Below are 11,992 nucleotides of genomic sequence, written 5' to 3' on the forward strand. Positions count from 1 at the left end.
TGCCCCGGCACCGGCAGCGTGTCGAGGTCGAGCCCGGCGAGCGGGTCGGTCGTGGCGTCGGGCCGCACCGTGGCGACCGAGCCGCTCCCCCGCGACGCCGGCATGACGATGGCCGAGGTGCTGGTCTCGATGATGCTCTTCGTCGTGCTCGGCTCGGTGCTGCTGTCCTTCGCGATGGCCACCGCCCGGGTCACCGACCGCATCCAGGTCTCCGGCGACCTGACCGGCGAGTCGCGGCTGGCCTTCCAGCGCTTCTCCCGCGAGCTGCGCCAGGCCAGCGACATCCGCGGCGTGCAGTTCTCGACCGGCACCGGCACCACCACCGCGATCACGTTCTGGACCGACTTCAACGGCAACGGGGTCGTCGACCTCGACGCGAGCGACCCGGAGGTGCTCACCTACCGCTGGGACCCCGACAACCAGCGCCTGACCCTGACCGCCAACGACGCCTCCGGCACCGCCGTGACCCGCCCGGTGCTCGCCGGCCGGGTCACCACCTTCGACCTGCAGCTGCGCAGCAGCCTGTGGCAGCACGACACCTCCGGCGACGGGGTGCCCACGACCTGGCAGGAGCTCGACGCCTCGGTGGTGGGCAACCGCAACGGCGTCCCCGACGACCCCGAGCTGGAGCACGTCGACCTGATCGGGGTCGAGCTGAGCGTCACCGAGGGCGACGTCGAGCACGTCTTCTCCACCCAGACCGACCTGCGCAACCGCGCCCAGAGCTGAGGACCGGCCCATGCACGAGACGAGCCGCCACCGCGACGAGGGCAGCGCCCTGGTGATCACCGTGATGGTGATGGCCCTGGTGGCCGTGCTGGGCACCACGGTGCTCGGGGTCACCGTCAACAACCTCGGCGCGACCCGGCGCGCCACCGACGCCACCCTGGCCCTCGACGCCGCCGACGCGGGGCTCAACCAGGCGGTGGCCTACCTGCGCTCCAGCGGCACCCGGGCCCTGGACGCCTGCTCGCCGGCCTGCGGCGCGGCGAACCCCTGGGGCGACGAGGAGACGCCGATGAGCGCCCCGGTCGCCAACAGCGACGACCAGCGCTACGAGTCCTGGATCGTGCCGCAGCCCGGCGGCAGCGCCGACGCGCGCACCTACCGCGTCCACTCCCGCGGGCTCGCCGGCGCCGGCGAGGCCCGCGCCCAGCGCCTGGTCGAGGCAGACGTGACCGTCTCGCTCGTCGACGTCGGGCTGCCGCTGGGGGTCTACGCCCGCTCGGTGCAGGGGGCCGGCACCCCGGACCTGTCCGGGGTCAGCATCTTCTCCACCGGCTGCGTGTGGAACCGCTCCAAGATCGACTTCGGCGGCACCACCGACGCGGCGTACGGCATCCCGGCCGCGGTGCACAGCTCACAGGTCATCACCGACCGCAACGGCAACAACAAGACCTGCAGCGGCTCGGACTCCAAGGCGATCCACCGCTCCCAGCCGTGCCCGTCGGGGGCCTTCCGCTGGGACCAGGACTCCATCGGCGGCCCCTGCTCCGACCTGGCCGGCGCGCACCCGCGCTACTACGGCCGCGACGACCTCGACGGGGACGGCGACATCGACGTCGACGGCACCTTCCTGGCCGACGACGCGGCGCTGCTGGACCTCTTCGGCATCGAGGACGACCCGCTGCCGGAGTGGAAGCTGGCCGAGCTGCGCACCGTGGCGACCTCGCAGGGCAGCTACTGGCGCTCGGCGTCGGGGTGGAGCGTGCCGGACCCCGCGACGTACCCCAACTCGGTGCTCTACTTCGACCTGACCCGCACCGAGCCCGGCGGCACCGTGGACCTGAAGGCGCTCGGCAGCACCTGGGCCCAGAGCAGCTGCGAGGACGGCGCGTGGACCCGCTCGCTGCTCATCGTCATCGACGGCGGCAACGTGAAGATGAACGGCAACAGCGAGGTCGCGGCCAGCATCGTGCTGACCTCGCGGACCTACGGCGAGGTCGACAAGGGCAACGGCAACCCCGACTACGTCGGCACGCTCTTCGCCAACACCCTCAACCTCGCCGGGGCCTTCGACTTCGAGCTCAACCAGTGCTTCCTCGACAACCTCAGCCCCAGCCTCTTCTCGGTCTCCGTGGAGGACTACCGGGAGATCGACCGCTGACCGCTGCCGCCTCGGGCAGTGGGTCGTGGTCCCGGTCGTGGTCCCGGTCGTGTGCCGGGTCGTGGTCCGGGTCGTGTGCCCAGGGACGCGCCATGGCGCGGCGAGGGGCCACGACCCGAGCCACGACCCAGACCACGACCCGGACCACGACCCGCGGCGGGGCCGGCCGGGGGCAGCGGCAGCGGGTCAGCCGATCAGCTCGAAGACCGAGAAGATCGGCATGTAGAGGGCCACGATCATCCCGCCGACGACCAGGCCGAGGCCGGCGATCATCAGCGGCTCGATGAGGGAGGTGAGGGCCTCGGTGGTGGCCTCGACCTCCTCGTCGTAGAACTTGGCGATGCGGTGCAGCATCTGGTCCATCGCACCGGTCTCCTCGCCGGAGGCGATCATCTGCACGACCATCGCGGGGAAGACCTCGTGGCGGGCCAGCGGGCCGGCGACCGACTCGCCGGCGGCGACGGAGCGGCGTACGTCGGCGACGGCGTGGGCCACCACGGTCGAGCCGCAGGTCTCGGCGACCACGTCGAGGGCCTGCAGGATGGGTACGCCGGAGCCCAGGAGGGTGCCCAGGTTGCGGGTGAAGCGGGTCAGCGCGATCTTGGCGAAGAGCGGCCCGAAGACGGGCAGCCGCAGCTTGAGCGGGTCGAGGACCTCGCGCACCCGCTGGGTGCGGCCGTAGCGGCGCCACCAGGCCACGAAGGCGACCGTGGCGACGATCCCGGCCGGCACCAGCACGCCCATCGCCCCGGAGATCGTGACCAGCACCTGGGTCGGCAGCGGCAGCTCGCCGCCCAGGTCGGCGAACATGTTCTCGAAGATGGGGACGATGAAGAGCAGCATGCCCACGCACATCAGCGCGGCCATGATCAGCACGACCACGGGGTAGGTCATCGCCGACTTCACCTTGCCGCGCAGGCGCACGTCGGCCTCGAAGGTGTCGGCCACCTGGCGCATCGCGGAGTCGAGAAAGCCGCCGGCCTCGCCGGCGCGGGTCATGTTGACCATCAGCGGCGGGAAGACCGCCTCCTCGGCGGCGAACGCGGTCGAGAGCGCCTCGCCGCCCTCGACGGCCTGGCGCACGCCGGTGAGCACCCGGCGCAGCTCGGGGTTCTCGGCCTGCTCGGCCAGGATGCCCAGCGAGCGCAGCAGCGGCAGGCCCGAGTCGATCATCGTGGCGAGCTGGCGGGAGAAGACCGCGAGCTCCTTGAGCTTGACCCGGCGCGCGACCGGCAGCCGGATCTCGGTGTTGAGGCCGGTGCCGGCGCGGGTGATCTGCAGCGGCTGGTAGCCCATCGCGACCAGCCGCTCGGCCACCGCACCCTCGGAGGGCGCCTTGACCTTGCCCTCGCGGAAGCGGCCGGCGGCGTCGCGGACCTTGTAGTCGAACTGGAGCGTGCTCACAGGTGCGCCCCGCCCGAGGGCAGCGACTGGGCCTGCCAGGGGTTGAGGCTCTCGCCGTGGGCTCCGGGGCCGGCCGTGCCGGTGCCGGGGGTGCCGCGCAGCCCGCCCGAGCCGAGCAGGGCAATGAGCTCCTCACGGTTCACGCAGTGCTCGAGGGCCGCCTCGCGGGTGATCCGCCCCTGCTTGACCAGCTCGGCGAGGTGGTTGTCGAGGGTCTGCATGCCGTCGCGGGCGCCGGCCTGCATCGCGCCGGGGATCTGGGGCAGCTTGTCGTCGCGGATCATCGCCCGGATGCCGGTGGTGCACACCATCACCTCGACGGCCGCGGCGCGGCTGCGCCCGTCGGCGGTCGGCACCAGCGCCTGGCAGACCACGGCGTTGAGGGTCGCGGCCAGCTGGGTGCGCACCTGCTGCTGCTGCTCGGAGGGGAAGACGTCGACGACGCGCGAGATGGTGTCCTGCGCCGACTGGGTGTGCAGCGTGGCCAGCACCAGGTGGCCCGTCTCGGCCGCGGTCAGCGCCACCGAGATGGTCTCGAGGTCGCGCAGCTCGCCGACGAGGATCACGTCGGGGTCCTGGCGCAGGACCTGGCGCAGCGCGGCCCGGAAGCCGTGCGTGTCGGCGCCGACCTCGCGCTGGTTGACGATGCAGCCGCGGTGCTCGTGGAGGAACTCGATGGGGTCCTCGATGGTCATGATGTGCCCGCGCCGCGAGCGGTTGACCTGGTCGATGATGGCGGCCAGCGTCGTGGACTTGCCCGAGCCGGTCGGCCCGGTGACCAGCACCAGCCCGCGCTTCATGGCCGCGATGGTGCCCACCACCGGCGGCAGCGACAGGTCGCCCAGCGTCTTGATCTCCCAGGGGATCAGCCGCATCACCGCACCGATCGACTCGCGCTGCCAGAAGACGTTGACGCGGAAGCGGGCCACGCCCGGCACCGTGTAGGCGACGTCGAGCTCGCGGGTCTCCTCCAGCACCTTGCGCTGGCGCTCGGTGAGCATCGCGTAGACCGCCTGCTGCAGCGGGCGCGCCTCGAGCGGCTCGAAGCCCTCGACGGCACGCATCTCGCCGCGCACCCGGATCGTCGGCGGGACGCCGGTCGTCAGGTGCAGGTCGGAGCCCCCGAGGTCGAGCACCTGGCGCAGCAGGTCGTCGAGCTCCAGCGACTCCCCCGCCTCGGCCTGCGCCTGGTCCCACAGGCCACCACCCGGGCCGCCGCCCACGCCGCCCCCCAGGCCACCACCGGTACCGCTCTCAGCCCACGACACGGAGCACCTCCTCGATCGTCGTGCGCCCGGCCAGCACCTTGGTCCAGCCGTCGTCGCGCAGCGTGGTCATCCCCTGCTCGCGCCCGGCACGCCCGATGTCCTCGGTGGGCGCGCGGCGTACGGCGAGCCGCTCGATCTCCTCGGTGACCGGCAGCACCTCGTGCAGCGCCATCCGGCCGCGGTAGCCGGTGCGCGAGCAGGCGGCGCACCCGCGCGCGCGGTAGATCTCGCGGGGGCCGTCGTCGGGCCACGCGAAGCGCAGCCGGCGCAGCTCGTCGGGGTCGGGACGGTAGGGCTCGCGGCAGCGCGGGCACAGCGCCCGGCACAGCCGCTGGGCCACGATGCAGTCGAGCGCCGAGCCGACCAGGAACGGCTCGATGCCCATCTCGACCAGCCGGGTCACCGCCGAGGGCGCGTCGTTGGTGTGCAGCGTGGAGAGCACCAGGTGACCGGTCAGCGACGCCTCGACCGCGATCGAGGCGGTCTCGTGGTCGCGGATCTCGCCGATCAGCACGATGTCGGGGTCGGAGCGCAGGATCGAGCGCAGCGCGGAGGCGAAGGTCAGGCCGGCCTTGGGGTTGGTCTGCACCTGGTTGATGCCCGGCAGCCGGTACTCCACGGGGTCCTCGACCGTGATCACGTTGACGTGCGGCTGGTTGAGGATGTTGAGGGTGGCGTAGAGGGTCGTGGACTTGCCCGACCCGGTCGGCCCGGTGGCCAGGATCATCCCGTAGGGCTTGGCGTACGACTCGGCGAACTTGGCACGGTTGGCGGCCTCGAAGCCCAGGTCGTCGAGGCCCAGGCGGGTGTTGGTGTTGTCGAGCACCCGGGCCACGATCTTCTCGCCCCACACGGTCGGCAGGGTGGCCACGCGCAGGTCCATGGTGGACCCCTCGTGGGTGACCGTGAGCCGGCCGTCCTGCGGCACGCGCCGCTCGGCGATGTTCATGCCGGCCATGATCTTGAAGCGCGAGACCACGCCGTTGACGATGCTGCGCGGGGCCCGGTGGGCGTCGACGAGCACGCCGTCGATGCGGTAGCGCACCCGCAGGTCGTGCTGCGTCGGCTCGAGGTGCAGGTCGGAGGCCCGGTCGGAGATCGCCTGGCTGATCAGCAGGTTGACGAACCGCACGACCGGGGCGTCGTCGACGACCTCGGTCAGCCCGGCGAGGTCCTCGACGGCGTCGGTGGCGAAGTCGGAGGTGAGCCCGGCGAGCTCCTCCTCGGCGCGGTAGACCTCGCCCTGGCGCTGCTCGATCTCGTGGCGCCCGGCGAGCGCGAAGCGCACCGGCAGCCCGCTGACGCGGGCCAGGTCGTCCTTGAGGTCGAGGTCGACGGCCGAGCGCACCGGTACCGCCACGAGCAGGGCGCCGTCGCGCCTCGCGAAGGGCACCACCCCGGCCCGGCGGGCGAACTCGCCGCTGACCAGGGCCGCGGCCGCGGCGTCGACACCGGTCTCGGTGAGGTCGACGTGCTCGACGCCGGCCACCCCGGCCGCCACCTGCAGCAGCCGGGCGCGGTCGTCGGCGTCCTCCAGGTCGTCGAGCAGCGCCTCGATCACCGAGCCGTGCCCCTCCCCCGCGGCCACGGCCGCGCGGGCGTCGTCGACCTGGTCGGGGGTGACCACCTCGGCGGCCAGCAGCGCCGTGACGGTGCTGTCGGCGGTGGTGGTCAGCCGGTCGTCCTCGCTGTGCCACAGGTCGGTGCGCCGCCGCGCACCACCGGGCAGCGGCACCAGCCGCCCGCCCTCGCCCGGCTCGGGCGACGCGCCCGCCCAGGCGGCCTCCCACGGGGTCGCGGCGCTCACGCCGCGCTCCCCGGCAGCAGGGCCAGCGCCAGCGCGGGCTCGCGGTGGTAGCGAGCCACCAGCTCCTCGGTGGCGGCGTCGATGCGCCGGTGCAGGGCCGTGCGGTAGGCCGACAGCTGCTCGGAGGCCTCGCCCAGGCGGGCCACCGTGGCCGCGGGGTCACCGTCGTGCTGCCAGATCTCGGCCAGCACCGGCAGCTCGGGCAGCGGGTCGAAGGCGCGCACCCGCAGCAGCGCCTCGCGCCGCGCGCCGCTGCCGGTCTCACCCAGCGCCCGCTCGACCTGGTCGAGGCCCAGCCCGCCGGAGGTGTCGCGCCCGGCCTCGATCAGGTCGGTGCGCGCGTGCACGACGCGGCGCCAGTAGGAGACGCGGTCCTCCTCCTCGCGCAGCCGGGCGCGGTAGCCGCGCAGCTCGGGGAGGCTCAGCGTGCCGGGGTCGACGTCGTACGCCGCGCCCGTCTGCTGCTGGGTCTGCTGGGGGGTCTGCTGGGGGGCCTGCTGGGGGGTGGGTCGCTGGGTCATCGTGGTCCTCCCGAGGGGTCGCTGTCGGGCCGCCAGCCGGCCCGGCGCAGCATCACCGTGAAGTCGTGCGGGTTGCTGGCCGCGCCGCGGGCGACCGTGGGGTCCACGGTGCCCTCGACGACCAGGCGCAGCAGGTGCTGGTCGAAGGACTGCATCCCCGAGTACTCGCCCTGGGCCAGGATGTCGGGGATCTCGGAGGTGCGCTCGGGGTCGGCGACCGCCTCGACGAGACGGGCGTCGGCGACCGCGATCTCGAGCACGCAGGCCCGGCCGCCGCGCCGGCGCGGCACCAGGCGCTGGCAGACCACGCCCTGCAGGCTGCTGGCCAGCGCGGCCCGCACCCGCGGCTGCTCGTGGGGCGGGAAGAAGTCGATGATGCGCTGCACCGTCTCGAGCGCGTCGGTGGTGTGCAGCGTCGAGAGCACCAGGTGGCCGGTCTCGGCCGCCGACAGCGCGGCGTGCACGGTGTCGGCGTCGCGCATCTCGCCGATCAGGATCACGTCGGGGTCCTGGCGCATCGCCGAGCGCAGCGCGCCCGACCAGCTGCGCGAGTCGCTGCCGAGCTCGCGCTGGGTGACGGTGGCGCGCCGGCTGGTGTGCACGACCTCGATCGGGTCCTCGAGCGTCAGCACGTGCACCGGGCGCTCCTCGTTGATCGCGTCGATCATCGAGGCCAGCGTGGTCGTCTTGCCCGAGCCGGTCGGTCCGGTGACCAGCACCAGCCCGCGCGGGCGCATCGCCAGGTGGTGCAGCACCTCGGGCATCCCCAGGTCGGCCAGGCGCTGCGGCTCGGCGCCGACCAGGCGCAGCACCATCGCGTCGGCGCCGCGGCTGCGGAAGGCGTTGATGCGGAAGCGCGCGAGCCCCGGCACCGTGAGCGCGTAGTCGGCCTCCAGGTCGGCGTCGTACGCCGCCCGCGCGTCGGGGCCCATCGAGGCCGCGACCATCGCGGCGACCTGCTCGGCGGGGACCACCTCGCCGACGTCGGTCAGGGCGCCCTGCACCCGCATCCGCGAGCGCTCGCCCGCGCGCAGGTGCAGGTCGGAGGCGCCGGCGTCGACCACGGCCTCCAGCAGCGGGCGCAGCCCCGCGAGGGTGGTGTGGTCCTGCTCGAGCGTGAGGCTCACCGTGCTCCTCGGGTGTCTGGGCGGGTGTCTGGGCGGCTGTCAGGAGAGGTCTCGGCAGCCCCGGCCCCCACCTTGAGGGCACCTCGGCACCGGTCCGCGGCACCGGTCCGCGGCGTCGGGTCCGTGCCAGGTCCGCGCCAGGTCCGCATCAGGTCCGCGTCAGGGCTCAAGGTGCACCTCGCGACGACCGATGCCCCAGTCAGCCCTGCACCCAGGGCGCGGGAGCGGGAGGACGACAATGGCACGCAGCGTGGTGGGCCTCGACATCGGCAGCGCGGCCGTCAGCGGCACCGAGGTGCGCCTGGGCGGCAGCGCGGCCGGCCGGGGCTCGCGGGTACGCCGCTCGGGCAGCGTGGCGCTGCCGCCCGGCGCCGTGGAGGCCGGGCTGGTGCGCGACCGCGCCGCCGTCGTGTCGGCGCTGCGCCAGCTGTGGGCCGAGCAGCACTTCGGCACCCGCCAGGTGCACCTGGGCGTCGGGTCGGCCTCGGTGCTGGTGCGCCAGCTCGACCTCGACTGGATGCCCGACGACGACCTGCGCCGCTCGCTGCGCTTCCAGGTCGCCGACCTGCTGCCGGTGCCCGTCGACGACGCCAACATCGACCACGTCCCGCTCGGCGAGGCGCAGGGCGTCGACGACCAGGGCGCCCCGCGCCGCCTGTCCCGGATCCTGCTGGTGGCCACCGCCCGCGAGGCCGTCGACGGGCTGGTGCGCGCCGTCGAGGCCGCCAAGCTGGTGCCGCTGACCGCCGACCTGTCCGCCTTCGCCGCCGTCCGCGCGGTGGCGAGCACGCCCGTGCACCCCGACGGCCCCGACGGCCCCGGCGGGTCAGGTGTGCCCGAGGCCGTCGTCGACGTCGGCGCCCAGACCGTCTCGGTCGCGGTGCACGTCGACGGCCGGCCGTGGTTCGTGCGGGTCGCCTCGGGGCTCGGCGGCGAGATGCTCACCCGGGTGCTGATGGAGCAGACCGGGCGCAGCCGCGACGAGGCCGAGGCGCTCAAGCGCACCCCCGGGACGCTGCCCGAGGTGGGCCGCTCCGCGCGGTCGCTGGAGGAGTCGGTGCTGCTGGAGGGCGTCGGGCGCCTGCTCGCCGAGGTCCGCACCACCCTCGACTTCCACTCCGGCCACGACCCCGCGACCGCGCCCCGCCGGGTGGTGCTCACCGGCGGCGGCAGCCTGCTGCCCGGCCTGGTCGAGCACGGTCGGGCCGCCTGGGGCCTGCCGGTGCGCCTGCACGACGACGCGGCCTCCCCCGCCGGTGCCGTGGCGCTCGGGCTGGGCCTGGAGGGCGCGGCGTGAGCGGCCTGCTGACCCGTCCGCTCGGGCGGCGCGGCGAGGACCCTCCCAGCATCCCCGAGCAGGCGGCGTACGCCGGGCGGACCGGCGTCAACCTGCTCTCGCCGTGGGTGCGCGAGGGGCTGCGGGTGCGCGCGCTGCGCAAGCGGTTCGCCTACGCGCTGCTCGCCCTGGTCGTGGCGGCTGGAGGAGCCTGGGCCTTCCACCAGCTGCTGCTGCGCGAGGCCTCCGCCGAGCTGCGCGGCGAGCAGGCGGTCGGCGCCGCGCTGGAGGCGCGCATCGACGGCCTGGCCCCCGTCAGCGGCTACATCGCCGACGTGCGGACCCGCTCGCAGGAGGTCCACGACACGATGTGGACCGAGATCTCGCACGCGACCGTGCTCGACACGCTGGTCGACCTGGCGCCGGGCGGCACCAGCTTCGAGTCGACCACGCTGGTGCTGCCGCTGGCCGCCCCTCCGGGGGCCCCAGCGGCCCCCGCCGACGGCACCGCCGCCGCTCCGGGCACCGACGCGGGCACCGACCCGGCCGAGCCGGTCGCCCCCGAGGACGACCCCGCTCGCGGCCTGCTGGCCACCTGCCCCGGGCCGGACCCCTTCGCGACCACGACCGTGGTGGCCTGCCTCGAGCTCAGCGGCACCGCACCGAGCCGGCGCGTGGTGGCACAGCTGGTGCAGGCGCTGGCCGCCGAGAAGCTCTTCATCGAGCCCTTCATCACCACCACGACCACCGACGAGGCCGCCGAGGTCAGCTTCACCGGCTCGGTCGGGGTCGACCCCCGGGCCTTCACCGGGCGCTACGACGACCTGCTCGAGCGCCTCGACCCCACGACCGCCGACGAGACCGACCAGACCCTCGAGGAGGAGGAGCGATGAGCCTGCACACCGTCACCGCGACCCGCGTGCTGGGCGCCCTCGCGCTGCTGCTGGTCGCCGCCGCCGCGTGGCTGCTGCTGCTCGGGCCGGCCCGGGCCGACCTCGCCGAGGCACGCCAGGAGGTCGTCGCGACCGCCGACGCCAACGCGCTGCGCACCGTGCAGCTGGCCGGCCTCGAGCAGCAGGCCGGCGACCTCGGCGCCGTCGACGACGTCGCCGACGACCTGGCCACGCTCTTCCCGCCGACCGCCGACCAGCCCGGCTTCTTCGAGATGGTCGACGCCGCCGCGGCCGCCGCCGGCATCGCGCCCGGCAAGGTCACCGCCCTCTCCCCCGGCCTGCCCACCGCCCCTGTCGAGCAGGACCCCGCGACGGTCCGGCTCGCCGAGCAGAGCGTCACCCTCGACGTCGAGGCCGACGAGCGGAGCCTGCGGCGCCTGCTCGCCGAGCTCGAGTCGATGGACCGCTCCTTCCTGGTGCGCTCGGTGACCCTGACCGCGAGCAGCGAGGCCGGCGCGGGGGCCGCCCGGGCCTCGATCCAGGGCTCGACCTTCGTCGCGGCCCCGGTCGAGCGCCCCCGCGGCGCCGGTGCGGACGCGGGCGCAGCCACGGACCAGCCCGGCGCCGGTGGTGGCGACTCCACGGGCGGTCGCTGAGATGGCCGCACCCCGCCGTCCGGGCCGGCGACGGCCGCTGAGCCGCCGCGACCCGCTGACCGGCCTGCGCGACCGCGACAGCCTGCTGCAGCGCGGCCAGGCCCTCCTCGACACCGCCGCCAAGGAGCGCCGGCGCGCCGCCGTCGCGCTGGTCGACGTCGACCGGCTCAAGCAGGTCAACGACGCCCTGGGCCACGCCGCCGGCGACCGGCTGCTGGTCGAGACCGCCGTGCGCCTGCGCCGCACCGTGGGGCCCCACGCGGTGCTGGCCCGGGTCGGCGGCGACGAGTTCGCCCTGGTCGTGCGGCTCGAGGGCGACACCGAGCCGCAGGCCCTGGCCGGCTCGATCCTGGCGGCCCTCGGCGAGCCGGTGCACGTCGACGGTGTCGAGGTGCCCACCGGCGCCTCGGTCGGGGTCGCCCTCGCCGGCGTCGACGGCACCCGCGTCGAGACCCTGCTCGCGGCGGCCGACCAGCTCATGTACGCCCGCAAGGGCGGCGGCCCGCGCCCCGGCGTGGTGACGCTGTCGGGCCGCGCGGCCCCGGCCGACGACGACCTGGCCGCCGACCTGGCCCGGGCGCTGGGCGGCGACGGGCACGGCGAGCTGCGCCTGCACCACCAGCCGCAGGTCCGCCCCGACGGCACCATCGTCGGCTTCGAGGCGCTGCTGCGCTGGCAGCATCCCCGGCTGGGGCCGCTCGGCCCGGCCGGGTTCCTGCCCCTGGCGGCGCGCCACGGCCTGGCCACGGCGCTCGACGACCTGGCGGTGCGCCAGGCCCTCGAGGACCACGCGGTGCTCAGCGTCTGCGCCCCCGAGGCTGGCGTCTCGGTGAACCTGTCCGCGCACAGCCTGCTCGACCCCGCCCTGCCCGACCGGCTGGGGGGGGGGGGGGGGGGGGGGGGGGGGGGGGGGGGGGGGGGGGGGGGGGGGGG

General features: G+C 75.0%; 11 protein-coding genes. 6 read left to right on the top strand and 5 right to left on the bottom strand.

What is annotated here, in order from left to right; translation table 11 throughout:
- Together ABKW28_RS21650 and ABKW28_RS21655 are read left to right on the top strand one after the other, a co-directional pair.
- A partial coding sequence (locus ABKW28_RS21650) for a hypothetical protein (protein WP_348613189.1) occupies window positions 1-729 on the top strand: 729 nt, incomplete at its 5' end.
- Between the two features lie 10 nt (window positions 730-739).
- Window positions 740-2,107, top strand: coding sequence for a hypothetical protein (locus ABKW28_RS21655; RefSeq protein WP_348613191.1), 1,368 nt, complete (start codon window positions 740-742; stop codon window positions 2,105-2,107).
- Between the two features lie 186 nt (window positions 2,108-2,293).
- Here ABKW28_RS21655 and ABKW28_RS21660 read toward each other — a convergent pair whose 3' ends face one another.
- The 5 genes from ABKW28_RS21660 to ABKW28_RS21680 are packed head-to-tail and all read right to left on the bottom strand — an operon-like array spanning window position 2,294 to window position 8,234.
- Window positions 2,294-3,511, bottom strand: a complete 1,218-nt coding sequence (locus tag ABKW28_RS21660; RefSeq protein WP_341229202.1) for a type II secretion system F family protein — start codon at window positions 3,509-3,511, stop codon at window positions 2,294-2,296.
- Window positions 3,508-4,779, bottom strand: coding sequence for a type IV pilus twitching motility protein PilT (locus ABKW28_RS21665; protein WP_348613193.1), 1,272 nt, complete (start codon window positions 4,777-4,779; stop codon window positions 3,508-3,510). Before ABKW28_RS21665 ends, ABKW28_RS21660 begins: the two co-directional genes overlap by 4 nt.
- On the bottom strand, window positions 4,766-6,586 hold the full coding sequence (locus ABKW28_RS21670) for a GspE/PulE family protein (RefSeq protein WP_348613195.1): 1,821 nt from the start codon (window positions 6,584-6,586) through the stop codon (window positions 4,766-4,768). Before ABKW28_RS21670 ends, ABKW28_RS21665 begins: the two co-directional genes overlap by 14 nt.
- Window positions 6,583-7,107 carry a hypothetical protein gene (locus tag ABKW28_RS21675; RefSeq protein WP_348613197.1) on the bottom strand — a complete coding sequence of 175 codons (525 nt, stop codon included), beginning with the start codon at window positions 7,105-7,107 and terminating at the stop codon, window positions 6,583-6,585. The genes ABKW28_RS21670 and ABKW28_RS21675 overlap by 4 nt, the downstream gene beginning before the upstream one ends.
- A complete protein-coding gene (locus ABKW28_RS21680; RefSeq protein WP_348613199.1) occupies window positions 7,104-8,234 on the bottom strand; it encodes a PilT/PilU family type 4a pilus ATPase in 1,131 nt (376 codons plus the stop codon). Before ABKW28_RS21680 ends, ABKW28_RS21675 begins: the two co-directional genes overlap by 4 nt.
- A 238-nt stretch (window positions 8,235-8,472) precedes the next feature.
- On the opposite strand from ABKW28_RS21680, the gene pilM reads away from it, so the two are divergent.
- From pilM to ABKW28_RS21700, 4 genes are all read left to right on the top strand, one after another.
- Window positions 8,473-9,531, top strand: coding sequence for a pilus assembly protein PilM (gene pilM, locus ABKW28_RS21685; protein WP_348613201.1), 1,059 nt, complete (start codon window positions 8,473-8,475; stop codon window positions 9,529-9,531).
- Complete coding sequence (locus ABKW28_RS21690) at window positions 9,528-10,403, top strand: hypothetical protein (protein WP_348613203.1); 876 nt, start codon at window positions 9,528-9,530, stop codon at window positions 10,401-10,403. The genes pilM and ABKW28_RS21690 overlap by 4 nt, the downstream gene beginning before the upstream one ends.
- The gene (locus tag ABKW28_RS21695) at window positions 10,400-11,059 is read left to right on the top strand and encodes a hypothetical protein (protein ID WP_348613205.1); all 660 of its coding nucleotides are present in this window, start codon (window positions 10,400-10,402) and stop codon (window positions 11,057-11,059) included. The genes ABKW28_RS21690 and ABKW28_RS21695 overlap by 4 nt, the downstream gene beginning before the upstream one ends.
- 1 nt (window position 11,060) lies before the next feature.
- Window positions 11,061-11,992, top strand: a 932-nt coding sequence (locus ABKW28_RS21700) for a bifunctional diguanylate cyclase/phosphodiesterase (RefSeq protein ID WP_348613207.1), incomplete at its 3' end; no start/stop codon positions are given.

This window comes from Nocardioides sp. 31GB23 (assembly GCF_040012395.1).
Classification (GTDB): domain Bacteria; phylum Actinomycetota; class Actinomycetes; order Propionibacteriales; family Nocardioidaceae; genus Nocardioides; species Nocardioides salarius.